Raw genomic sequence first — 25,756 nt, 5'->3', positions numbered from 1 at the left:
TCTTCTCACCATTTTAAACGAAAAAGGCCGGGTCAACATCCCAGCCTCGTTTTTATTTTGCATAGTCTACAGCACGAACTTCCCGAATAACCGTGACCTTAATGTGTCCGGGATACTCTAACTGATCTTCAATTTCATGTTTGATATCATGCGACAAGGCAGCAGCCTGGTTGTCAGAAACCTTCTTCGGTTTAACAATCACCCGGACTTCACGACCAGCTTGAATTGCATAACTATGGTCAACACCCTTATGATGATTGGCAATTGATTCAAGCTGCTTTAACCGCTGAATGTACTCTTCCAAAGACTCACTCCGTGCCCCTGGACGGGCGCCAGAAATCGCATCTGCCGCTTGAACCAGCACCGCAATGATGGATGTTGCTGGGACATCTCCATGGTGCGAAGCAATCGTATTAATGACCACTGGATTTTCCTTATACTTACGGGTCAATTCAACCCCTAATTCAACATGAGAACCATCAACTTCATGGTCAATTGCTTTACCAATGTCATGTAATAATCCGGCACGCTTAGCTAAAGTGGTATCTTCGCCCAGTTCAGCTGCCATAATCTCTGTCAATTTAGCAACTTCAATTGAGTGTTGAAGAACATTCTGACCATAACTTGTCCGGTATTTCATTCGACCAATTGTCTTAATGAGATCAGGATGCATACTATGAATTCCAAGGTCAAAGATCGTTTCTTCACCGACTTCACGTAGTTGTGCATCCATATCATTACGCGCCTTTTCAACTGCCTCTTCAATCCGTGCTGGATGAATCCGCCCATCTTGAATTAGCCGTTCCAGCGCCATTTTGGCAATTTCTCGGCGGACCGGATCAAAGCCACTTAGTACCACCGCTTCAGGTGTATCATCAATGATCAAATCGATTCCCGTTAATGTTTCTAAGGTCCGAATATTACGCCCTTCACGACCAATAATTCGTCCTTTCATATCATCATTAGGGAGATTAACCACTGACACTGTTGCTTCTGATACCATATCAGCACTACTCCGTTGAATAGCACTAACAATCAAACTTTTAGCTTTCTTTTCCGCCGTTAATTGTGCGTCTTCTTCACTTTCTCGGATCATCTTATCGCGTTCAACTGCTAACTCTTCCTTTAATTTTGCTAGCAATAGTTTCTTAGCTTGATCCTCACTTAATCCTGCAACTTCCTGCAATTTATCTGCTTGTTGCTTGATTAAATTTGCCACTTGTTCATGATCTTTTTGAACTTGTTCTCGTTTTACATCCAATTTGGATTCCCGAGAACTAATTACATTTTCTCGATCTTCTAAGGCACTATCCTTCCGATCCAACGTGTTTTCCCGTTGAATTAAGCGTTCCTCTTGTTTTTGAACTTCTTGACGACGCTCTTGTAGATCCTGTTCTACACTTTCCCGATAGCGATGACTTTCTTCTTTTGCTTCCAGAATGGCTTCCTTTTTTGCGGTTGCCGCTTCTTTCTTAGCAGACGAAATGATTTCCTTAGCATTATTTTTGGCCTGTTCAACTTGTCGTTCCACAATGAAGCGACGAATAAAGTAACCAAAAACACAAGCAACAATAGCGATGACGGCCGTCAATATTTTCATTATGACCCCTCCAAATCAACTATTGAGTTGTGATTTAATCAATCAAATTACAAACTGTCGTGTAAAAAACACGTACAAAGTTAATTTTAATCGTTGTCGGAAAGGGTGTCAATAAATGGTTATTCCACAAATAAAAAATGAGTGAGAAAATAACACGCATTCTCACCCATTTTCTGGTTAGCTATTTTTCTGAGGCTTCTTCAATGGTTTCTTGGGTACTTGCTGGTTCCTGGCTGGCAACAGTCTTAGCTTCAGCTTTGTCTTCATCGCTAACCGGCATATTATAGGCTTCCCGGACCTTAGTCATTAATTCCTGCATCTGTTCAGGGTGCTCGCTTAACCACTTTTTGGCATTTTCACGACCTTGCCCAATCCGATCTGATCCATAGGAATACCAAGCTCCGCTCTTCTTGACCAGATTCTTTTCTACGGCCATGTCAAGCAATTCGCCCGTCTTGGAAATTCCAGTACCATACATAATATCGACTTCAGCACGCTTGAATGGCGGTGCAACCTTATTTTTAACAATCTTAATTTTGGCACGGTTTCCGATTACTTCCTTGCCTTCTTTAAGTTGTTCACCCCGCCGAATTTCCATCCGAATAGTGGAGTAGAACTTCAAAGCCCGACCACCAGGAGTAGTTTCCGGATTACCAAACATCACTCCAACCTTCTCACGAATCTGGTTAATAAAGATGGCAATTGTTTTGGTCTTATTAATTTCACCAGAAAGCTTTCGTAAAGCTTGTGACATTAATCGGGCTTGAAGGCCCACATGCGTATCTCCCATTTCGCCTTCAATTTCTGCTCGTGGTACCAAGGCAGCAACTGAGTCTACAACGACAATATCTACCGCACCACTGGCAATTAAGGCATCCGCAATCTCTAATCCTTGTTCCCCAGTATCCGGCTGAGAAAGTAATAAATTATCGATGTCGACCCCTAATGCTTCCGCATATTGTGGGTCTAAGGCATTTTCAGCATCAATGTAAGCGGCTGTCCCACCTTGCTTTTGAACTTCTGCTACTGCATGGAGAGCCACCGTAGTCTTACCAGAACTTTCCGGCCCATACATTTCAATAATCCGTCCACGAGGATATCCACCAATTCCAAGTGCGTCATCGATTGCTAAGGAACCACTCGACACTGATGCAATTTTGGTATCTGCTGCATCCCCCATTCGCATGATGGAGCCCTTACCAAAGTTTTTTTCAATTTTTTTAAGAGCATTATCTAATGCTGTCTTTCTTTGATCTGCCATTATTTTCCTCCTTAACAGGATCCTGTTTTAATAATATCAGTTTTTTATCAAAACACAAGCATTTTTCGAACCAATGTTCGAGCTAATCGAGAGATTTTAACAAATGTTCAATAGCCAGCAATCCGAGTTGTACGCTTTGCCGACGGATTGCTTGTCGTCCCATTTGCTGTGAAAGATGCAACTGCTTGGTGACCGTTTGTTGGCCATTTGCGATACCAATCCAAACTTCCCCTACTGGATGTCCTGCCAAGCCATCGGGGCCAGCCACTCCAGTAAAACCAATGCCTAAATTCGCACCAGTTAATTGACGTGAATGTTGCGCCATTGCACCTGCAACTTCCCCGCTCACTACACTGTGTTCATTAATTAACTCTTCTGGAATTCCTAGCAACTTAGTTTTCATTTCTGTAGCATAGGTAACAAAGCCCCCCGTAAACACTTCTGAAGCGCCTGGTACTGAACAAATTGTAGACTGGAACAAACCAGCCGTCAGACTTTCTGCAGCAGTAATCGTCATACCTAACTTTTTCAAATGCTTAACTACCTGGCTTGCTAAGGTCAGTCCTTCGCCACTTCCAAAATAATAACTTCCTAACTTACTAACAATCTGCTCCTCAGCTTGATCCAATAGTTGCTGAGCCGCGTCCACCGGACAATCAAAAACCGTTAACCGAACTTGGGTTTCATCGGGTTGAACATACGAAGTTGCAATCACCTTCGTATGTGTCCCTAAGATTTTCTGAATATCATCCATCAACGTTGATTCTGGATAACCAACAAAGTGTAATACCCGGTTCATGATGGTCCTGTCACTAGTCAACTGCTCTAAATGTGGTCGCAATGATTCAGTTACCATTGCCTGAAATTCACGTGGTGGCCCCGGCAGTACCACATAGGTATGATAATGATCACTAAAAATACTACCTAGTGCTAACCCAACAGGATTAGTTAAAGCCTGCCCACCTTTTAAGTAGTAAGCCTGACGAATATTTTCGGGACTCAAAGTAAGGTGCCGCTGGCGGAAGTCATCCTGCACAGTTTCCCAATACATGTCATCAAGTACTAAATCTGTATCTAGTGCCTGGGCAACACTTGCCATCGTCACATCGTCAGCTGTTGGCCCTAATCCTCCGCAAATAAAGATCAGTTGAGCACGTTGTTCGGCCTGTCTAATTGCAGTAACAATCCGTTTCCTTTGATCATCAACTGTCGTTTGCCAATAATTATGAATATCAAACTGACGCAATTGATCTGCTAAAAATCGGGCATTGCTATTAGTAATTTCACCTAAAGTTAGTTCCGTTCCGACCGAAATAATTTCTGCATTCATTTTATTAACCTCCTAACTTATATAAACGAAAAAAGCCGGTGAAATAATTAAATTTCACCAGTCTTTTTGTTAACTGCTCTACTTAAAACCATCTGCGAACACACCGCGTCCTTGGACGAAATAGTCAACTCCGGAGTAAATCGTGAAGAATAGACAGATGTATAACATAATTTCACCAAACGGAATATTCCAAATTGCAAAAATAGCATTATGAAGCAGCAAGAAAATAATGGCAATGAACTGCGTGGTCGTTTTAATTTTACCCGGCATCTTGGCAGCTAATACTTGACCATTTTGTTCCACGATTAACAACCGTAATCCGGTCACTGATAATTCACGCCAAATAATGATACAAGTAACCCAAGCTGGTACTGCATGACTAGCAGTTAAAACGATAAATGCTGTCATGACCAATAACTTATCTGCTAATGGGTCAGTAAACTTACCAAAATTGGTTACTAAGTGATCGCGACGAGCAATTCGTCCATCCAAATTATCAGTAATTGTTGCCGCAATGAACAGGATTGTAGCGATCAACTGAGCCACCGGAACTGTGGCCCCAAGAAACGTTACTGTCCCCCATGTCAGTGGCACAACCATTAAAATTAAGAAAAACGGAATAATTATTAACCGAACAATGGTTAATTTATTGGGTAAATTCAAGTTTCTTCCTCCTCATTATTGCCGAGTAGTAGTCTGTTGCGCAGTCCCGTTATTTCTTTGCGTAGTCGTTCCTTGGGTCCGACTAGTTTGGGTTGTGACATTGGACTGATTATTGTTCGTGCGTTGCGTACTTGAAACGGTTGAACTACTTGAACTACTGGAACTAGCTGTTTCATTACCAAGTAAAATCGTTACTACGCGGGTAGCTGGGTACCGATTATTATCCGTAAAGTCAAGTGTTTGATTGCCAATCTTAATCTTCGTAACCCGAGCATTACCAACTCGAATGGTAATACTGCGTGCATTCTTCGCTAAAGCAACTGTTTGCTTCCCATTAGCAGTCATCGTTCGACTCAACCGAGTGGTTCCATCAACCATCACACTGTTCGTTGATGTTCCAGTCGTCGTAATCTCTAAACTAGTGGCCTTAGAAAGTGCCTTAGTTGACCGGTAAGTTACCGCATTGGCAGTTCGTGAACTTTGCGTTAATTTAAGATCATCCTTTGCTTTTTTGGTCGTCTTTTTCGAACTGGATGAAGCTTTCTTTTTGCTAGATTCACCAGAAACTGAAACTGAACTGCTATCAATCTTGGAAGAATCATTATGGTTACGCGCGATTGCCGTTACCCAAATTGCTGCTAAAATCACCAAAACAATCACACTGATAATAATAGTTGGCAGATACTTACGCATGCCATCAATCCGTTTCACTGCTGTCGGCCGGTTACCGCTCCGCCGTGGCTCAACCGCTTCATTAAGATGTTCCGAATAATCAGCTGTTTTGGTCTTTGGCAGATAGTCATCGTACTCTTTCAATAATTCATTACCATTGAGACCAACCGTATTAGCATACTGCTTAATGAAAGCCCGGACGTAGAAATCTCCGGGTAACTCATCAAATTGCTCATCTTCAATTGCAATCAAATACCGCTTTTGGATTTTGGTAGCTTGTTGAAGATCATCAAGGGTAAAGCCATTTGCGACCCGTGCGTCTTTTAGTTTTTTTCCAATATTGAGCTTTTGTTCTTGTTCTTCACTCATTACTATGTTCCACACCCTTCTTTATTTAAACCAGAACCTAGTATAGCATACTTCGTCTAATGTAAATTCTAAAAATCTATTACATCTTTAACGGCTCAATCACGAAGTTTGTCCAACAATGCGGTTGAATAAATTGTTGACAGGCTTGGTAGAGATCATCGAGCTGAATTGATTGTAATAAGTCAATTTCATCAAAAACATTTAAATTACCAAAAAGAGCTGATGAATAACGATTTGCAATCGCTTCTGGAGAATTCAAACTCATAATGACCCGGCCAATGGCACCCCGTTTGGTGGCTATAAATTCATTTTTCATTACATCTAAATGATCGGTGGCAGATTGCAAAATATCCTCAATTTCACCAATAAATCGCTGCGGATCATCCGTATCGGAACTAATGGTTGCAAAATGAAAGCCCCGTTCCATTTCGAAACTGAAACCAAAAGAATCATCAATTACGTGCCGATTATACAGACGTAAATAATTGCTAGTGGTATCGTCAAAAATCATTTCTAACATTAATTCACAGGCTAACTTATAACGTAAACGTTCCCGATCATCCATAAATTGCTGGAGGCCCCGAATAGCAACCATCGCTTTGGGACGCTGAACCGCCATCCGCAAGTTCCCTGTGGCAACAACATCTGTTCCTTGCTCATCACTAATTAGCGGCGCTCGGTGAATGGAACGAATAATTGCCGCATGTTCCTTTTGACTCTCATAAACGGTTGCCATTGTCTCAGCAATGTCGATGTTACCAACTATAACTAAGCGTAAATTAAACGGTTGATAAAAGGTTTGGTAGCACTGCATTAACAATGCTGGTGTAATTTGCGCAATGCTAGATTCAGTTCCAGCAATATCAACGCTTATTGGATCATTTGGGTATAAATTCGCTAACGCTCCCGTATATAATCGTGAATCCGGATTATCGTTATACATGCGAATTTCCTGTCCAATGATTCCTTGTTCTTTCGCCACACCAGTTGCTGAAAAATAGGGTGTTTGAACAAAATCCAACAAAGTTGTCAAATTTTTTTGGATATTTTGCGTTGTTGAAAATTGATAGCTAGTTTGCGTATAGCTAGTAAAAGCATTTGAATCAGCCCCTAACTCACCAAATAAATCAAACGCATCGTAATTCTTTTTTTCAAAAAGCTTATGTTCTAGAAAATGGGCGATCCCATCAGGAACTTGAACCATTTCTTGGCTGCCTAGCGGGATAAACTGATTATCAACAGAGCCATAATTACTCGTTAATATTCCATACACTTTCTGAAAACCACGACGGGGAATTAACACCACATCCAAGCCATTCGAAAGTCGGTCATGGTAAACGGGTTGATTAAATTGAGAATAAATCTTTTTTTCCACGTTCCTATCTCCGATCCAGAAAATATTCTGCCTGCAACTTTAGCTTTTGTGCTACATCACTCACTTGGTGCCGGTCGACTGATTGGATCAATTCGATCGGATTCGCAGGCAAATTTAAGCCAGTTAAGTTACTAATCAAAACGCGCTCAACCAAGTAGTTAGGATTATCTTGGGACACTAGATAACCATTAACAAGATTCTTCTTAACTTGTTCTAAATCGTTAATATTAATTTGACCATCTTGAATAGCTTTTAACTGGTCGCCAATCAATTGTTGAGTTCGCTGACGATCCTGACTATTAATTCCCGATTGAACAAAGAGGTAACCCGCAAACGGCCGATGCCCAGTCGATGCATAATAGGCCAAACTGGCCTTTTCACGTACATTCTTAAATAAGAGTGAATACGGTCCTGCGCCAAATAAGCCATTCATAACTAACGCTGGATAGTAATCAGGATCCATAAAATATACGGGAAAAGAATAGGCTAAATCGAGTTTGGCCTGTTGAATATCAATCTGGTGAGCTCCAATTTGAACATCAGGCCAAACTGGCTGACGATAAAAAATATCGGTTTCAAATGAAGATCGTGCTTGCCATGGCCACTGCCGTAATGCTCGTTCCACTTGATCGGCATTAACGTCACCTTCGATAATAATTTCAACTTGGTCTTTGGCCAGCATGTTTTGATAGGCACGAACTATTTCTGGATTCAACACCTTGGCAACCGTTTCTGCTGTCCCGGTACTTGGCATCTTCATTACTGAACCATTAGTGAAGTATAAATTCAGCAGTCGTTTTGCTGCCAAGTATTGCTTATCATCTTCCCAAGAAGATAGGGTTGCCGCAATGTTGTCCCGTTGCAGTTGCCAACTTTGGGGAGATAGTTCATCCTGGTCACGAAGTGGATTAAATATTAATTCTCGCATGAGCTTTAACGCATCATTAATCCTCATTTGTGGCGCTAGGTTCTGATTAACAAATGATAAGGTTAAGCGAACGTTATGGGTTGTTCCGACTCTGGTGACATAGCCGTCCAATTCTGCACCATACATTGTGGCTAACTTACGAGCTAATATTGTTTGATTCGGGTAATTAGCAGTTACATTAACCAATAGATTAACAAGGACATTCCGCACTGAACTATTCGTAAGTGTTTGCCTAGTCGCAAAGTTTACTAAAATTTTAGTAGTCGTATATTTCGTTGTCGGAATAATCGTTAAGTGAACACCTTTTACTAATTCTATCTGCATTTTTGATTCCTTTTTTTAATCAATGTACCAAATATCATACGCATTTTTACTACAAAAGACAAGCAATGCCCAGCAAAATAAAAAGGCTGGGGTACCCCAACCTCGAAAATTAGTTATTTGGTCCTAGATAATTGCTATCCTTACCAAACCATTTTTCATTAATTTTACGTAATTCACCATTCTTTTGTAGTCGGCCGAGACCTTGATTGACTTTTTGACGCAAGGTTCGATCACCTTTACGCATTCCGACTGCAAATTTATCTGCTGGCATTTTCGAACTACTATAAGTCGCGTAAGCATTGCGGTCTGGCTGGTGTTGAATGTAGTAGTCCGCATATACTTCATCCATTAAAATACCTTGAATTCGGTTTGCATTCAGATCGATAAACGCATTGGGAAATGTATCATATAAAACCGGCTTGTGATCTTTAATCCGATCTTTCAATAACCGTGGGTATTCATCCAGCATCGTCATCCCAGTTGCCCCATTTTGAACTCCCAGAGTTTTCCCCGTCATTTCCTGAAAATTGTTGATGTGATCACGTTTTTTGGTAACCAGAATTTGCTTATTCAGAAGGTAGACACGACTAAACGCCACTTTCTTCTGTCTTTGTGGAGTGACTGAATAGCCATTCCATAATAAATCAATGGTCCCGTTCTTCAACTCAGTTTCCTTCATTGACCAATCAATCGTTTGAAAATCTGCTTTAATTCCATATTGCTTGAAAACTGCACGAGCTAAATCCACATCATACCCAACCAACTTGCCGTTTTTTTGTCGGAAGCCCATTGGGACAAAGCTATCATCAACACCAATAATCACCTTGTGACGTCGTTCAATTCGTGACCACGTGTCTTGCTGATTGGCCCGCTTTGTCACGCTTTCACAACCACTGAGCATCATGAGTGGCAGTAATAAGCACAGAATCAATACCCATCCGCGACGGTTTTTCATATTGTCACCCTCTCACTTTAGCTTTGCTGATCCAATGCTTGAACCGTCAACATACTATCTGCAATTTTTTTGGCAAATTCCATATCGTGAGTAACTACTAATTGAGTAACTCCTTGCGCCTTTAATGACAATATCAGATTAGCGACTTCATCCCGCAGATTCGGATCTAGTGCACTGGTAGGTTCGTCATAACAAAGGATCTTCGGTTGCATTGCCAATGCCCGAGCAATGGCTACTCGTTGCTTCTGTCCACCAGAAAGTTGATATGGGTAAAGTTGTTCCTTACCCTTTAAACCTAATTGTTCCAATAATTCCCGCGCCTTTTTCTCAGCTGTATTGCGCTCTTGCTTTAAAACTAAGGTTGGAGCAAGTGTTAGATTTTCTAGAACTGATAGGTGTGGAAAAAGGTTAAAGTCTTGAAAGACTACTCCCATCACATTATCAGCACTCGTTAAATCTTGGGGATTAAATTCTTTGCCGTCAATTGTGAAAGTTCCAGAATCAGCAGCTTCCAATCCCGTGATACAACGTAAAAGGGTCGTCTTTCCGGCTCCAGATGGGCCAACAATGGTCAAAATATTTCCATCTTCAACCGTAAAATTAACATCATCAAGAATTTGTCGACCGCCAAAACTCTTTTTTAAATTTGCGACTTTTAACATTTTAAAGCCCCCCTTTGTTTATTTATAGTAAGAATAACGTTGTTCAACCTTGTGTAGAATAAAGGTGCAAATTCCAACCATCAATAAGTAAATAACCCCAACTAATACTAATGGAACTAAAGTAACATCTCGTGCGGTAGCTACGTTTCCAGCCCGTAGAAGATCGCCCAGCCCAATGACGTAAACCAATGAGGAGTCCTTAACTAAGTTAACAACTTCGTTACCGATTGATGGAATCACGATTTTAACCACTTGAGGAATCACAATTTTCCGAACCGTTTGCCAATAACTCAGACCTAGAACCCGTGCTCCTTCGTACTGCCCTTCATCAATGGATTGTAATCCACCCCGGAAAATTTCCGCAAAGTAGGCAGCATAATTAAGGATAAAGGCAACTAAGGCTGCATCAAAACGTTGAAAAACGATTCCAACAATTGGTAAACCATAAAAGACAAAAATTAATTGCAATAGCAGCGGCGTTCCACGCATCAGCCACACATAAAATTCTAGAATCCATTTAAGTGGGCGAATTTTTGATACTAATCCTAAACTACATATAATTCCCAAGGGTAATGACCCAATTAACGTAAGAAAGAACAACTCCAACGTCATTCCTGCACCCTGAAATAATGATGGTAAAATTTCAAATACATATTTTAGTGACATAAGCAACCTCCTACTCTCTGTCTGAGCAAACAAAAAACGCCTCCCTGGAATAATCTCCAAGGGGACGCTAGACCGTGTTTCCACCCCAATTCATAACCAGCTTACACTGGTTACCTCAACAAGTTCATTTGAAATCAAAAGCCCTCTTACTACTCAACGTAGTAAGAGGGCTTTGCAGCGGTTCCACCTCATTATTGTTAAATTCTCACGAATCTAACCTCAGCAAGTTCAAATAAACTCCGCGCTGTAACGGGCTTCCCCGGACCATTTTTTTGTCAATAGTCAACTCACAGTTGTGATTCAAGCACCAGTTCATGTCCCATCTCAGCCACTGAAACTTTCTGTAAAGAACCAATCACTCTACTAGTCTGCTCTTCGTCTTTAATTTGTTATAAGTATAATAACCACGTTTTATTCGAATGTCAACATTAATATTAAAAAATTCTCATAATAGTTTATGAACGCTGCTTAGCCAAGGCTCGTACATAAAGTGCATGAATTGGCCAATACAATAGAACAAAATAAACTAAGTTTAATGCTAACGTTGGTGCTAAGGTATCCAGCAGAAAACTGCCCATGTTGACATGGATTACTCCAATTAGCAAAAATGCCCAATAATTTAAGAGTTGAAATACACAAACGTCAATAAAGAAAATCAACAAGGTGTTAAAAAAGTTTTCGTTAAAAAATGTTGCCAACAACTTCGTTAACCACACAATCAGTGGGTACAAGACAATAAATAATCCAAAGATCCCCGAATAGAATAAGTCGGTCAACACACCAACTGCAATCGCAAATCCATACAATGGAATCTTGATATTACTTTCAAAAAAGTAAGCTAACACCAACCACAGCAACACTAATTGACTGACCATTGAATATGGATAGCTGAAGAACTGATTGGCAAAAACCTTACTAAACGAACCATCCAGAAAAAATGTGATAAACAAGCCAATCGGAAATAGAAATCTTAAGCGAGATAACCGGTACATTTGATCCCTCCTATGAATCTAATTCAGCCACAGTCACGATATTAACATCGTTAAAGTTGGCTGCTGGCTTGATATAAATTTTTTGGGCAAGACCATAATCGTCTTTACCAACCTTAGATACTCGACCGACATACAGTCCCTTTGGAGTAATACCTCCCATGCCACTAGTCGTAACTTTGGTTCCCTTCTTGATCTTTGCTTTTGAGGTTACCTGCCCCATAATCAAGCTATTACTTTCAGAATCATAATCAGTAATGATTCCGTTCACGGTTTTACCACCTTCACCGTCAATTTGGATGGCAAAACGATTGGCGGATTCACTAGTATTACTTAATAATTCCACCTTACTATTGGTTTTATTAACTTCCGTAATTCGACCAATTAAACCACCAGATGACATTACAGGCATATTCTTCTTAATGCCACTTGTCTGGCCCTTATTAATAACCAGCTGCTTTTGCCAAGATGAAGGGGTTCGCGACATCACAGCAGCACTAATGGTAGTATAGTCAGTCATCGACTTGTTAACTTTAAGTTCCTTCTTTAACTCTCGGTTTTCCTTGGCTAAGGTTTGATCACGAACCTTAGCCTGAGCTAAGTCAGATACTTGTTCTTTTAATTTTTCATTCTCGGAATAAGTATTCAACAGTTCAGTAAATGACTGAACGCCATTTTGAGCTGCGTTGACGGGATAAGCTATTACCCCATCAACCATACCGACAATGTCATTGCCAAATTGCTGAATCAGTGGTGGCGTCTGTCGCCGATTTCGTAAAGCGACTGATCCACCCATTAAACCGAATGCAAGAACCAGCACGATCACAATAAATACTAATCGCCGGTTTGAAAAAAACTTGCGCATTCTGAAATCCTCCTCCCAATTGAGAAAAGTGAAGCGGAGCTTGGCAAAACACATCGTTTTGCGACTCGCCCCGCCCATCTGGATAATTAATTCTCAATTGGTTTATTTGAATTACTTTTTCTTCTTCATTACATCAATGCTCTTGAGGGATTCTCCCGTTCCAATTGCAACACAATCCAGCGGATCATTCGCAATAAAGACCGGTACCTTCGTAGCATCAGCAATTACATCTGGCAAATGCTTCAAAAGTGAACCACCACCAGTTAACACAATCCCGTGGTCAATAACATCCGCTGCAATTTCCGGTGATGTCTCTTCAAGGGTCGACTTGATTGCTTCAATAATTTCCGCCACGACATCCTGTAGTGCGCCAGATAATTCTTCTGCGGTCACTTCCATTGTCTTTGGCAATCCAGTGACGAGATCGCGGCCACGAACTTCTGAGCTTTCCATATCTTTAGCAGCTTCAAGCGAAGCTGAACCAATATCCCACTTGAGCTTTTCAGCCGTTCGTTCACCAATCAAAAGGTTCTTATTTTGCCGGATAAATTGAATAATGGCATCATTCATCTTGTCACCAGCCATCCGGATAGAACGACTAGAAACAATTCCACCAAGTGAAATGGTAGCAACATCAGTGGTTCCACCACCAATATCAACAACCATGCTCCCGGTTGGATCCATGACTGGCAAACCAGCACCAATCGCAGCTGCAAATGGTTCTTCAATAACGTAAGCATCCCGGGCCCCCGCAACACGGGTAGCATCAATTACTGCTCGTTTTTCAACTTCAGTAATTCCACTTGGCACACAAACCATCACGTATGGCTTCCCAGCATTACCACCAAGCGCCTTATCCATGTAGTACTTCATCATGGCAACCGTCGTATCATAATCAGCGATCACACCGTCCTTCATTGGCCGAATCGCAACAATACTAGCCGGCGTCCGTCCAATCATATCCCGGGCGGCTTCACCTACCGAAATCACTTCGCCAGACTTTTTATTTCGTGCAACCACAGACGGCTCACGTAAAACGATTCCCTTACCTTCAATGTAAACAATTGTATTGGCAGTTCCTAAATCAATACCAATATTTTTGGTTCCAATTCCTAATGGCAATCTATGTCGTCCCTTCATTTTGGTTTCAAGTATCTTTTTATTATAGAACAGCAGTATTATACCATAGCCGTTCTACAGATTAACAGTCACAATATACTACACTCAGCATAAAAAAACCAATTTTTTCCTGACATTTAAAAATAATTAAAGATCCGCCGCGCACTCCCGCCAACTATAGTATTTATTATGACCAATAATTAGAAAATCAATTAGCTGAATTCCAATGAGGTTTCCAGCTCGTTCAAGGTGTTGACACATCATTAAATCATTATCTGACGGTTCGCTGTAGCCAGTTGGGTGATTATGCACAATAATCACTCCCGCTGCGCAATTTTTGAGTGCGTAGCGAAAAATCTGATCTGGATACAAACTGCACTGGCTCCGCCCACCAATGAATAACTGCTGACGGGCAATAATTTCATTATGAACATCCGTACATAGAACCACAACGCTCTCCTGTTGGTCACCGGCATACTCGTTCATAAAGTTCTTTCCCACTAGCGCACTGGAATATGCGTGACCATAAAGGTTCCGCGGACTCTTGACAATGAGTGCACCAAGTTGCACCGCCAACAAAAATTTCTCCACTTCTGCTGGACTAGTTCCCTTTAAATACCGGAGCTCGTTTTTAGTTAAATGATGAAAATCTGCCGGTGTTGGTGACTTAAGCAGTAGCGCTTCCGCTACTTGCGGCTGATCAGCAAAATACTTCCGAACTAATTGGTGGTAATTACTACTTGTATTATCTAAAATCATCTAATCTCTCCCTTCACTTTTTATAGACGGAAGAAATCAGTCAAATTATTTTTAATCCAACATTAAATGTCGGACATCAGAAATAAAGTATAAGGATCCAGTAACTAAAATGACGTCATCCGTAGAAACCTGCGTAGCAAGTTTAGCAAATGCTCGCTGCCAATCTGGAACCATTTGAATGGGATGGTGGCTTGGGATCATTTTTACCACCGCACCTAGGTCAGCACTCTTACGACCAGCATATGGACCGTCAAAAGTCGTTACCATAATATGAACGTTGCTCAGGCTAGCTAATTCACCGAGCATCAATTCATACTGTTTATCAGCTAAAATCGCCACTAATACATAAACTTCATGCCCTTTAAAATCGCCACGAATGGTTTCAGTTAGTGCTTGCATTCCCGGAAGATTGTGTGCCCCGTCTAGAATTATCATTGGTTCTTGATTAACCAGCTCCATTCTACCAGGCCACTTAGTATTCTGGAGAGCTTGTTTAACTGCACGCCGATCTAACTTCAAGCCACCAGCTTGCATAAAGAGTTGGACGATCGTCACTGCAATCCCACAATTAGCAAGCTGATAATCACCAGCCAACGATAAACGATACCGCTCATTATGCAATTGGAGTCCTGAATAACTCAACTCTGGATAAATTGTTTGATGACCAACCAGTGTTGTTCGAAAATCGCGACCAAACTGATAGACAGTACAATTATGTTTCTTTGCCACTTGTTCAATCATGCGTTGTGCATCCTTCGGTAGATTACCAATGACCATTGGTGCCCCATTTTTGATAATCCCCGCCTTTTGTCGCGCGATATCCGCAATGGTGGAGCCCAAGTATTTCATATGATCATAGCCAACGGTCACTACTGCTGTCACGATCGGATCTTCAATTATATTCGTTGAATCATATAATCCCCCAATGCCGACTTCTAAAATTACTACATCTAGGTCATGATCCGCAAAATAGCAAAACATGATTGCGGTATCAATTTCAAACTCTGTTGGTCCGCCCTCTGGCAGTTCTTTATCAAGGGCTTCAACAACTGGTACCACTTGTTGAACATAGTGCAGCAGGTCCTGATCTGCAATCGGTTCTCCATTAATTGCAATCCGTTCATTAAATCGGGTAATGAACGGAGAAGTAAATGATCCGACCGTTAAACCTTGTTCCATCAAAATTTGCCTGGTCATTGCCACTACAGACCCTTTACCGTTAGTTCCGGTAACGTGAATATATCTTTGGCCACGCTGTGGATTGCCCAATCGTTGCAAAAATAAGCGCATCCGAGCCAGGGTTGGCTTTTTCTTAAAACGCGGCCGCTGATGAATAAAATTTAACGCATCCTCATAAGTTTGAATTACCATTTAATTCTCCTTTTAATAAAAAGAGGCGTGACCGAAGCCATATCTGACTTCGTATTCACGCCCCGCTAGTCTGCTATGCATTTTCGAGCGATGCTAATCGCTCCTTGGCAGCATTTAATTTTTGCTGCCACTCAGCAGCTTTCTTACGTTCATCGTTTACAACCTTTTCTGGTGCGTTTTGAACAAACTTTTCGTTACCTAACTTCTTAGCAGAACGTTCTACTTCCTTTTGCAATTTTGCAATTTCATCTTGAACCTTCGCCTTCTCTTCGTTAAGGTCCACTAATTCTGCCATTGGAATATAAACCGTTGCTCCTGCTAAGATACCGCTCATTGCCAACTTCGGTACTTCAACTTCTGTTCCAATCGTCAATTCTGCTGGATGACAGAACCGTTGAATATAATCCTGATTATCGCGGAAAATGTTCCCTAATGCTTCAGTATCGACCTTGATTAGCATGTTAACTGGTTTAGATAATGGTGCACCCGCATCATTTCTAATCGTCCGCACTGCCTTAATCAGATTAATAAGGTCACTCATTTGTTCAACGGCATTGGCATCTGCTAATTCAGCATGTGCAACTGGGTAATCACTGACCATAATTGATTCACCATCATGTGGCATTGATAACCATAGTTTTTCCGTCACAAATGGCATAATTGGGTGAATCAATTTCAGCGTTTGATCCAGAACGTAAGCTAAAATATTCTTGGTATCTTCCTTTTCAGTTGGCGTTCCATTAGTCAACTTTTCCTTGGACATTTCGATATACCAATCACAGAAATCATTCCAAATAAAGTTATAAAGGGCTCGGCCAGCCTCACCAAATTCAAATTTCTCAAATTGAGCATTCACTTGCTTAACCGTTGCATTCAATTTAGCTAAAATCCACCGGTCTGCCAAGTCCCACTTACTCTTATCAGGTAACTGTGGTGCATGCTCCATCCCATCTAAATTCATGATAACGTAACGACTGGCATTCCAAATCTTGTTAATGAAGTTCCATGCCGCATCCATCTTCTTATATGAGAAGCGAATATCCTGACCAGGAGTCGAACCAGTTACTAAGAACCAACGTAAAGCATCTACACCGTATTTAGCAATGACATCCATTGGATCAATTCCATTTCCCAATGACTTGCTCATCTTACGACCTTGTTCGTCACGAATTAACCCGTGGAGGAGAACATTCTTAAACGGCGCCTTGCCGGTAAACTCAAGCGATTGGAAAATCATCCGGGAAACCCAGAAGAAAATAATATCATACCCGGTAACTAGCGTACTGGTTGGGAAGTAACGCTTGTAATCTGGGGCATCCGTATCTGGCCACCCCATTGTTGAAAATGGCCACAATGCACTCGAGAACCAAGTATCTAAGACGTCGTGATCTTGTTCCCAATTTTCTGCATCCTTTGGGGCTTCCATCCCCACGTACATTTCACCAGTTTGCTTGTTATACCAAGCTGGAATTCGGTGTCCCCACCATAATTGACGTGAGATAACCCAATCATGAATATTTTCCATCCACTGCGTAAAGGTATTTTCAAACCGTCCTGGAATGAAGTTGACCCGATCTGATGTCTTTTGATTCTTTAATGCAGCCTCAGCTAATGGTTTCATCTTAACAAACCATTGCGTTGACAACCGTGCTTCAACTTGCACCCCAGTCCGTTCGGAATGCCCAACTGAGTGAACAATTGGATCAATCTTAAGCATGTATCCTTGGTCTTGTAAATCCTTTACCATGGCCTTCCGTGCTTCAAAGCGATCCATGCCTTCATACTTACCCGCATTTTCGTTCATGGAAGCGTCTTCGTTCATGGTATTTAATTCTGGAAGATTGTGCCGCTTACCGACCTTAAAGTCGTTTGGATCATGCGCTGGAGTAATCTTAACCATCCCAGTTCCAAAATCAGGAGTGACATAATCATCGGCAATAATTTCAATTTCCCGATCAACTAGTGGAACCCGAACATGCTTGCCGACTAATTCCTTATACCGATCATCATGAGGGTTAACTGCAACTGCTTCATCCCCAAACATTGTTTCTGGACGGGTAGTTGCAATTTCAATGTAGTCCTTACCGTTAAATGTTGTGCCATCAGTAAATGGATATTTAACGTGGTAAAAGGCACCCTTATCATCCTTATGAATAACTTCAATATCAGACAAGGCCGTTCGTGCTTGCGGATCCCAGTTAATAATGTAGGTTCCCCGATAAATAAGTCCCTTGTTGTATAAATCAACAAAGACTTTCCGTACGGCTTTGTTTAGCCCTTCATCAAGGGTAAATCGTTCACGATCATAATCAACCGAGATTCCCATCTTAGCCCATTGTTTATGGATAATATCTGCATATTCGTCTTTCCAATCCCAAACTTGTTGGACAAACTTTTCCCGTCCTAAGTCATAACGCGAAATGCCCTGCTTACGCAACCGGGCTTCAACCTTGGCTTGAGTAGCAATTCCTGCGTGGTCCATTCCAGGGAGCCAAAGAACATCATAGCCCTGCATTCGCTTTTGACGAATAATCATGTCTTGCAGGGTTGTATCCCAAGCATGGCCTAGGTGCAACTTACCTGTAACATTCGGTGGCGGAATAACAATTGAATACTGGTGTGCCTTTTTATCACCACTCGGTTTAAAGAATCCATGGTCTTGCCACCAAGCATAGCGACCCTTTTCAACGGCAGTCGGATCGTACTTGGTTGACATTTCTTTTGATTGGTCTGTCATAATTAAAAACTTCCTTTCATGGTGGTAAACAAAAAAGCCCGCCCTTACAATAGGACGAGCTTACTCGCGGTACCACCTAAATTAAGTATGCAGCAACGCATACTCCACTTTACCATTTAGTAACGGTAAATGAACCGGATATGCCTACTAATAGCTTCAGCATATCAGCTCCCGAACTACCTTCATAAAGTTTAACTAATCCCCTCACACCATCAGGATTTCGCTTGTCTAAGTACCGCTTTACTACTCTTTCGGTCAATGCTTATTAAAGTGTATCTTAGCTAAATAATCAATTTCCGTCAAGTATTAATTTCGGGCAATTTATTGTTAAGAATATTTACAACTGACCTAATAATTTCTTCAAAAAACATTAGAAATAAATATTTGGCCTATGATAATATACTTTTAGTTTTTTTAGGAGGTTATCTAATGTCTAAAATAGATCAGCATTTATCAAAAGAAATAACCCAATGGAAAACCATTCCAAAAAACGAATTAAGTAATATCAAGCTTTCTCAACAACACCTTATCTACAATTTGGTTGCTTATGTTACTATTTCAATCATTGAATATTGGTTATCATATCTTAGTAAATCGCAAACTTTACGAGCAGACGCATTTAATAATCTTTCCGGTATTGTTTCCACATTTCTATTAATGATTGGTCTCCACATAGCCCGCGGTATTGATGATAATAATCTCGTAGGAGCTAAGATGTCGGGTGAAGAAACACACAACAACCTTAGCTCAGACCAACGAATGCAGTTTGTTCGCTGGCGATATGAAACTATTTTTTCATTAATTACAGGCGCAGTCATGGTTGCAATTGCAATCAGCGTTATTTACGATGGCATTAAAGGATTGATTAGCCCACAAACCCGAATTATACCACAACCAGTCGCACTTATTGGAGCCGGAATTGCTGCTATTATTATGTTAGTTATTTGGTTTATGAATCGACAGGCTGGGCAAAAATTGAACAATGCTGCTCTGTTAGCGTCGGCACAGGATAGTTTAAGCGATGCTTTTACAAGCATCGGGACTTTTATCTCGCTTTTGGGTGCGATGCTCTTTCAACTTAAATGGTTAGATTCTGCAACTAGCATCGTTGTTGGCTTCTTTATTTTATATTCAGGTCTAAGTATTTTCCGGGAAAGCAGTCTGAATTTAACAGATTACTTTAGTCCAGCGGCAGAACAAGAATACCGGGACACCATCATGCAAATGCCTCAAATCTTTAACGTACCTAAGCTTAAAGCACACTATAATGGAAATTTGGTAACTCTCAGCGTTTCAGTTGTTATTGATGGAAACATGAAGGTAAGTGATAGTTTTGAGCTTGCTGAACGGCTTGAGTCAATAATGAAAACTAAATTTGGGATTATTGATACCGATGTTTCTTTTATTCCAAATAATTTGAATGATCAAAATAACTAAGCACTAATAACCTATTTGATAACAATTGGTCATACCCACAATACGGTCCACTTTATAGTGGGCTTTTTTACGTAACATTTCTAAAAAGGTTCATAAAAAAAGCTCGTCACAATCGGACGAGCTTGCTTGAAGGCTAATAGTAAGTATAATTCGTCAACTTTCCCATTGGTTAGTTATCTTACCTCACCCTCTACAATAACTTTTTCAACTCTGCTAGTGCCGCATCATAATCTGGTTCATCCGTTAATTCGCTCACGATTTGCCGGTAAACAATCTTGCCGTTAGCGTCGATAACCCATACTGACCGTGCCAATACACCTTCATCTGGAATTAATAAATTCATGGCATAGCCAAAAGATTGTTCATAGTCAGACACTAGCTTCATCTTTTTGACGCCTTCTGCTGCACACCATTTTTGTTGATCTTCAATTCGGTTAGTGGAGATCGTGAGGAAGTTCACTCCGGAAAATTGATCCATTGTTTGGTTAAACTTTTTTGTTTGTAGGCTGCAGACTGGAGTGTTAATGTCCGGAACCACACTCAGTAACGTTGGTTTGCCAAATAAGAATCTCGTCTTTACCTTTTCGTTATCCTGATCAAAAACTTTAAAGTGAGGTAATTCTTCACCAACCATTGGTGGATTGCCCACTAATTGACGCTGTTCACCATTAATTGTGATTTCCATCTTGCAATGCTCCTTCACTAAAATTCTTAACTTAGCCTAAGTATAACAAACTCTTTCCCTAAGGAGCTAAAAAATATATAATTAACCTACTAAATTTGAAAAGGAGCAAACAATGTTAATAATTGCAACTATTTTGGTCGTCGTGGTTGGTATCGAGCACCTCGGCATTATGCTTTTGGAAATGTTTGGTCAGCCCCAACAACAAGCAAAATATTTTGACCTATCGTCAGACTTCACAAAAATCCCTGAAGTTCGCGTCCTTCTAGCAAATCAGGGAATTTATAACGGTATGTTGGGCCTTTCATTGTTACTTAGTTTTTAGCTTTTTAGTGGCCCAGTGCAATATAACGTCCAACTATTATTACTATTCTACGTTGCGGTGGTCGCTTGCTATGGTGGTTTTACTGCAACCAAAAAAATCTGGCTAATCCAGTTTTTACCAGCGGTGTTAGCCATCATTGCTCTGTGGATCGCCAAGTAAAGACTGGTCCAAAAAAGAAACGATGGGATTATGTAACCCTTAGCGGTTTAATCCCATCGTTTTTTTCTAAAGTAATTCAGCAAAGACGTCCTCGTTTTGATTGAGAAATTCATCACCAGCGTGAATCTTAGTGATTTTAATTCCATCAAGCGAACGTTGCATTAAGCCATCAATATCCAAGACCTGTTCATACTTTTGTGCCCGATCAATCCGTGGCTTGGTCTTTGGAGAAGGCGGTGTAAAGACTGTACAACAATCTTCATATGGCAAAATCGATAAATCATAAGTACCGATTTCTTCGGCAATCTTAATAATCTCCGTTTTATCATACGACAAAACTGGCCGTAAAACCGGTAAATTAGTAACTTCCTCGATGGTCCGCATACTTTCCATCGTCTGTGAGGCAACTTGACCAAGGGATTCACCATTGAAGACCGCTAATCCTTTCCGCCGATTAGCAATTTCCACCGCTAACCGCAACATAAAACGCCGTTGAATGGTCATCAAATAGCCTTCGGGGACCTTTTCCTTAACCGTCTCTTGAATTTCAGTAAACGGCACTTCAATAAAGTTAATACTTCCACAATAATGCGCCAACTTACCCGTCAATTCTTTGGCTTTAGCAAGCGCTTGCTCACTAGTATAGGGCGGACTATAAAAATGGACCATTTCTAGAGAAACACCACGTTTTAATGCTAGGTAAGCAGCTACCGGAGAATCAATTCCGCCAGAAAGCATCATCATTCCCTTTCCAGCTGTACCAACTGGTAATCCACCAGCCCCCTTGATGACTTCACTACTTAAATAGATCCCATCTAGTCGGATATCTACCCACACCGTGATATCCGGATGATGAACGTCCACCGTCAATTGATCACCAAAGTGGTCTAAAATGAACCCACCTAATTCTCGATTCATTTGAAAAGTATCCATTTCAAAGTGGTGGTCACTTCGCTTGGTTTCCACTTTAAAAGTTGCTGGTTCAGTAATCTGATCAGCCAACATTTCCTTTGCGGCGTCACAAACTGCTTGATAATCCTTAGCAACTTTTAAGACCGGTGAGAAAGTTTGAATTCCAAAAACCTTTTTCAAGTGACTCATCACTTCGGTACTATTTTCACCATTTAAAATCACGTGCAACCGGTCAGGATTAGGATGAACTTTCACTTTGGAAAATTTATGAAGCGCATCCCGTACGTTGGTGCCTAACCGATCGATAAAATGCCGCTTATTGCGTCCCTTCGTAGACAGTTCACCATAGCGAACCATTATTTCATCGTACTGCATAGCCGCCTCCTAATCTAAAATCTTTTTAAAACCTGCATATAGTTCATCAAAAGTTTGGTTAAATTGTTCAGCTTCTGTCAACGTATTCTGATCCCCCAAACTAACCCGCACTGCACATTCCGCAACATTTTGCGGTACCTTCATTGCAGACAAGGTGCTCGTTTCCGTGTCCTTTTTGGATGAACATGCACTGGTCGTGGAAAGATAAATTCCCCGATCTTCAAAGGCATGTACGACAGTCTCACCCCGTACACCAACAATTGCAAAGCACAAAATGTGTGGGGCAAACCCAGCATCATTTTTCGAGAACACCTTAACGTGAGGAAAACCTTTTAGATGGTCCATAATCCGCTGCTTAACTTCTCTTTCCTGCTGAACCGTTACGGTCTCCTTTTCCTTCATTAACCGAATGGCTTTGGCCATTGCCGCGTCACCAGGAGTATTCTCGGTACCGCCACGAAGGCCTTGTTCCTGGCCACCACCATTAACTAGTGGCATTAGTTGACGGCCATTCTTCTTATAAACAAAGCCAGTTCCACGTGGTGCGTGAAATTTATGCCCAGAGAACGTCGCAAAGTCCACCCGTTCACTAAAAACAACATCATCTAATCCCTTACCAATCGCTTGCACGGCATCTACCATAAAGTGAATCCGTGGATAGTTCTTCAAAATTTCACCAATTTCTTTAATTGGTTGGACAGTTCCAATTTCATTATTGACAGCCATGATTGAAACCATAATCGTAGCAGGACGAATAGCCTCCTGAACTGCTGCTGGATCTACCCGTCCTTCTCCATCAACAGGGAGATAGGTTACATCAAACCCTAATTCTTCCAATTGGTGAAGCGAATTTCTCACGGCTGCATGTTCAACCGAACTGGTAATGATATGCTTACCAAATTGCCGTTTTGCTAACGCGGTTCCCTTAATAACCCAGTTATCACCTTCGCTACCACCACTTGTAAACACAATTTCTCCTGGTTGGACACTGAATAAATCAGCAATCTGTTTGCGTGACTGCTGCAAAAGGTTCCATGCAGTTTCTCCTAAATTATGCAAACTCGATGGATTTCCCCAAATCTTTTGACTAACCGTATTATAGGTCGTCAAAGCTTCCGGACTAATCTGCGTTGTTGCACTGTTATCGAAATAGATCAAACTAATCCCCCTTTTCCCTTACCAATTTCTAGTCATCGTTTGATTATAACAAACATTACTTACTATTGGTAACTAAAAAAGCGATTTCTCAAGTCGTAACTGTTTCATTACTGAGTTGAATCGCCCTTATTATTTAGTTTTAATTCTTCATCTGTTGGTAATAATCCTTTTCAATTCGTTTAAACGAACCAGCTTCTGCTTCTTCCAGGGCCGTACCGATCGTTTCCAATGCCGATGAATATTCGTGGCGGTTGAATAATTCCTGAGCCTTTTGAATATCTTGGTCAATCGTATCATTGGTTGTGCTTAACCGATTAGCATATTGAATCATCCGCTCAGTCAAAGCAGCACTATCACGTAAATTATCGGTCCTTTCATGTAATGTTTCCAAATCATCTTGGACAATCAACAATTGTTTCGTAATATCTTCCATATTGATTTGTTGTTGGTTCATTGCCGTTGATAATTTGGTAATTTCATCACTCACCACAAAGAAATAGTCTAAGTAATCTTGTGGAATTCCAGGTAGGTTTAAACTTTCTACACGGCGTTTTGTTGCACGAATATCGGTTACAAACCGTTGTAATGCCTTGCGTGCACGTTGTTCATCAGCTTGCAAACTTGCTACACCATCATTAATGGCCTTCTGTTGCTTTTCAATCTCTAAAAGATTATTTTCTAACTTTTGCTGACGTTCCCAAATAACACTGAAAATCGCCGTATGTTTATCAAGCATTGCTTGATCATCCTGACACTGCTTTGCAATATCCTTTAATTGTTCATCCAACTGCCGCGTATCCGAAATTTCATCATTATTCAATGTATAACTATTACTCAACCGTTGTAGCTCAGTCATCAATTCCTGATTTTGCTTTTGTGCATGGTTTAAATGAGACACCACTTTTGGTTGGTTCTTTTCTGCTAACGGTTTGGCATCCAGTTCCTTTTGCATAACATCATATAAATGATCAATCTTTTGTGCTAGATTTTGATTAGCCTGTTTAACTGGAGCGATATTTAAATTCGTGAGTTTTTTCAGCGCCATTTGACGTTCTTTTTCTAACTGCTCAACTTGTTGATCAATGTTATCTTCACTAAAATGATAATCTTGATCTACTAACTTCTGATAACCACTTTGCAATTCCTTCAACTGATCTGGAAAAACCGCATATAAAGGGCGATATAAGCCAGGAATCTCTTGAATCAGCTTTTTAAATGCAGCTGTTCGTTCTTGCAAATCATTCAGTAGTTCCTGTGCGGCCTCATGATCACCACGCCGGGCAATTTCAGCAAATTGTTCATACTTTTTCTCTAAGTTGACTAGCCGTTTTTGCAATTCATCCTGACTATCACCATAGTCAAAGGCTTTTTCATCTAGTGTCCGGCCAAACTGATTATACTGTTGGCGCAACTCCCTAATCGCCTCATCCTGAGCCTTGACTGCATGGTTAAGTTCATCAACCTGCCTTTGCAGCTCCTGCTCCTTTGTAGTAAGCGCCGTTACCAATGCACGCAGTTCATTTACCTGTTGATTGGTGCTAAACACACTCATTCCATGCAAATTAGCCTGAATGTCCTTCACCAATTTCTGCGCTTCTTGGTACTTACCTGCAAAGTTGTCATCATAATCTTTACGCAGTGCCGTAAATTTTTTGAGTGATTCTCCCATTAAACTCTCCAAATGAACCGGCGCTAATTCCTTTGCTAACTGATCAACATTTAAATTCTCTAATTGTTCCGTCAATTCTTTAATCATCGAATTAACTCGTCGCTGATAGAAGAAAATCACGGCTAATACAATCAATGCAATGATTAAAATACCAATTAAAATTTGCAACATATCGTTAAACCCACCTAAAATATCGTAACCAAATTTACTAGGATTGTGAAAATCTTACATCGCTTCAAATTATATCATAAATTATAATTTTTTTACCGTTCAGTCGGATAATGCTTATCGATTTAAAGGTTTCATTTCAATATTAAGCAAGCTTGCATTGACTAGGGCGTATCACTATAGTATGATAGTCTTTGTGTAAAATAATGCAGCAGTGAGGAGCAAG

The 25,756-nt window shown here is 40.8% G+C and carries 21 protein-coding genes, 1 pseudogene and 1 other annotated feature; of the genes and pseudogenes, 2 read left to right on the top strand and 20 right to left on the bottom strand.

What is annotated here, in order from left to right:
- Positions 1–52 precede the first annotated feature (52 nt).
- The 16 genes from rny to AC1EKL_RS04890 form a co-directional block, all read right to left on the bottom strand.
- On the bottom strand, positions 53–1,600 hold the full coding sequence (rny, locus tag AC1EKL_RS04965) for a ribonuclease Y (RefSeq protein WP_480188701.1): 1,548 nt from the start codon (positions 1,598–1,600) through the stop codon (positions 53–55).
- 181 nt (positions 1,601–1,781) lie between these two features.
- Positions 1,782–2,861, bottom strand: coding sequence for a recombinase RecA (recA, locus tag AC1EKL_RS04960; protein ID WP_480188700.1), 1,080 nt, complete (start codon positions 2,859–2,861; stop codon positions 1,782–1,784).
- An 82-nt stretch (positions 2,862–2,943) separates the two neighbouring features.
- On the bottom strand, positions 2,944–4,191 hold the full coding sequence (locus tag AC1EKL_RS04955; protein WP_480188699.1) for a competence/damage-inducible protein A: 1,248 nt from the start codon (positions 4,189–4,191) through the stop codon (positions 2,944–2,946).
- A gap of 78 nt (positions 4,192–4,269) precedes the next feature.
- Positions 4,270–4,854 (bottom strand): CDP-diacylglycerol--glycerol-3-phosphate 3-phosphatidyltransferase, encoded by a 585-nt coding sequence (gene pgsA / locus AC1EKL_RS04950; RefSeq protein ID WP_480188698.1) that lies wholly within the window; start codon positions 4,852–4,854, stop codon positions 4,270–4,272.
- 15 nt (positions 4,855–4,869) lie between these two features.
- A complete protein-coding gene (locus AC1EKL_RS04945; protein ID WP_480190023.1) occupies positions 4,870–5,895 on the bottom strand; it encodes a RodZ domain-containing protein in 1,026 nt (341 codons plus the stop codon).
- Between the two features lie 79 nt (positions 5,896–5,974).
- Positions 5,975–7,270, bottom strand: a complete 1,296-nt coding sequence (gene yfmH / locus AC1EKL_RS04940) for an EF-P 5-aminopentanol modification-associated protein YfmH (protein WP_480188696.1) — start codon at positions 7,268–7,270, stop codon at positions 5,975–5,977.
- Between the two features lie 4 nt (positions 7,271–7,274).
- On the bottom strand, positions 7,275–8,522 hold the full coding sequence (gene yfmF, locus AC1EKL_RS04935; protein WP_480188695.1) for an EF-P 5-aminopentanol modification-associated protein YfmF: 1,248 nt from the start codon (positions 8,520–8,522) through the stop codon (positions 7,275–7,277).
- 109 nt (positions 8,523–8,631) lie between these two features.
- Positions 8,632–9,477, bottom strand: coding sequence for an amino acid ABC transporter substrate-binding protein (locus AC1EKL_RS04930; protein ID WP_480188694.1), 846 nt, complete (start codon positions 9,475–9,477; stop codon positions 8,632–8,634).
- A 17-nt stretch (positions 9,478–9,494) separates the two neighbouring features.
- On the bottom strand, positions 9,495–10,139 hold the full coding sequence (locus tag AC1EKL_RS04925) for an amino acid ABC transporter ATP-binding protein (protein WP_480188693.1): 645 nt from the start codon (positions 10,137–10,139) through the stop codon (positions 9,495–9,497).
- 18 nt (positions 10,140–10,157) lie between these two features.
- A complete protein-coding gene (locus AC1EKL_RS04920) occupies positions 10,158–10,805 on the bottom strand; it encodes an amino acid ABC transporter permease (RefSeq protein WP_480188692.1) in 648 nt (215 codons plus the stop codon).
- Positions 10,806–11,260: 455 nt separating this feature from the next.
- The gene (gene mreD / locus AC1EKL_RS04915; protein ID WP_480188691.1) at positions 11,261–11,797 is read right to left on the bottom strand and encodes a rod shape-determining protein MreD; all 537 of its coding nucleotides are present in this window, start codon (positions 11,795–11,797) and stop codon (positions 11,261–11,263) included.
- A gap of 10 nt (positions 11,798–11,807) precedes the next feature.
- The gene (gene mreC / locus AC1EKL_RS04910; protein ID WP_480188690.1) at positions 11,808–12,659 is read right to left on the bottom strand and encodes a rod shape-determining protein MreC; all 852 of its coding nucleotides are present in this window, start codon (positions 12,657–12,659) and stop codon (positions 11,808–11,810) included.
- A 111-nt stretch (positions 12,660–12,770) separates the two neighbouring features.
- The gene (locus tag AC1EKL_RS04905) at positions 12,771–13,799 is read right to left on the bottom strand and encodes a rod shape-determining protein (RefSeq protein WP_480188689.1); all 1,029 of its coding nucleotides are present in this window, start codon (positions 13,797–13,799) and stop codon (positions 12,771–12,773) included.
- A 126-nt stretch (positions 13,800–13,925) separates the two neighbouring features.
- Positions 13,926–14,537 (bottom strand): JAB domain-containing protein, encoded by a 612-nt coding sequence (locus tag AC1EKL_RS04900; protein ID WP_480190224.1) that lies wholly within the window; start codon positions 14,535–14,537, stop codon positions 13,926–13,928.
- A gap of 51 nt (positions 14,538–14,588) precedes the next feature.
- A complete protein-coding gene (locus tag AC1EKL_RS04895; protein WP_480190223.1) occupies positions 14,589–15,908 on the bottom strand; it encodes a bifunctional folylpolyglutamate synthase/dihydrofolate synthase in 1,320 nt (439 codons plus the stop codon).
- A 73-nt stretch (positions 15,909–15,981) separates the two neighbouring features.
- Complete coding sequence (locus tag AC1EKL_RS04890; protein ID WP_480190022.1) at positions 15,982–18,645, bottom strand: valine--tRNA ligase; 2,664 nt, start codon at positions 18,643–18,645, stop codon at positions 15,982–15,984.
- Between the two features lie 47 nt (positions 18,646–18,692).
- Positions 18,693–18,913 (bottom strand) — a binding site (T-box leader).
- A gap of 161 nt (positions 18,914–19,074) precedes the next feature.
- Here AC1EKL_RS04890 and AC1EKL_RS04885 point away from each other — a divergent pair.
- Positions 19,075–20,082, top strand: a complete 1,008-nt coding sequence (locus AC1EKL_RS04885) for a cation diffusion facilitator family transporter (protein WP_480188685.1) — start codon at positions 19,075–19,077, stop codon at positions 20,080–20,082.
- Between the two features lie 190 nt (positions 20,083–20,272).
- Here AC1EKL_RS04885 and tpx read toward each other — a convergent pair whose 3' ends face one another.
- On the bottom strand, positions 20,273–20,767 hold the full coding sequence (tpx, locus tag AC1EKL_RS04880) for a thiol peroxidase (RefSeq protein ID WP_480188684.1): 495 nt from the start codon (positions 20,765–20,767) through the stop codon (positions 20,273–20,275).
- Between the two features lie 112 nt (positions 20,768–20,879).
- On the opposite strand from tpx, the pseudogene AC1EKL_RS04875 reads away from it, so the two are divergent.
- Positions 20,880–21,248, top strand: a pseudogene (locus AC1EKL_RS04875) (DUF1304 domain-containing protein).
- A gap of 66 nt (positions 21,249–21,314) precedes the next feature.
- Here AC1EKL_RS04875 and thiI read toward each other — a convergent pair.
- The 3 genes from thiI to ezrA form a co-directional block, all read right to left on the bottom strand.
- On the bottom strand, positions 21,315–22,535 hold the full coding sequence (gene thiI, locus AC1EKL_RS04870; RefSeq protein WP_480188683.1) for a tRNA uracil 4-sulfurtransferase ThiI: 1,221 nt from the start codon (positions 22,533–22,535) through the stop codon (positions 21,315–21,317).
- A gap of 9 nt (positions 22,536–22,544) precedes the next feature.
- A complete protein-coding gene (locus AC1EKL_RS04865) occupies positions 22,545–23,693 on the bottom strand; it encodes a cysteine desulfurase family protein (RefSeq protein ID WP_480188682.1) in 1,149 nt (382 codons plus the stop codon).
- A gap of 139 nt (positions 23,694–23,832) precedes the next feature.
- On the bottom strand, positions 23,833–25,533 hold the full coding sequence (gene ezrA / locus AC1EKL_RS04860) for a septation ring formation regulator EzrA (protein WP_480190021.1): 1,701 nt from the start codon (positions 25,531–25,533) through the stop codon (positions 23,833–23,835).
- Positions 25,534–25,756 lie beyond the last annotated feature (223 nt).

The sequence above is a fragment of the Limosilactobacillus sp. C0001E2 genome (assembly GCF_056590915.1).
Note: the sequence above shows the minus strand (reverse complement) of the source record. Positions and strands in the feature narration are given on the sequence as shown.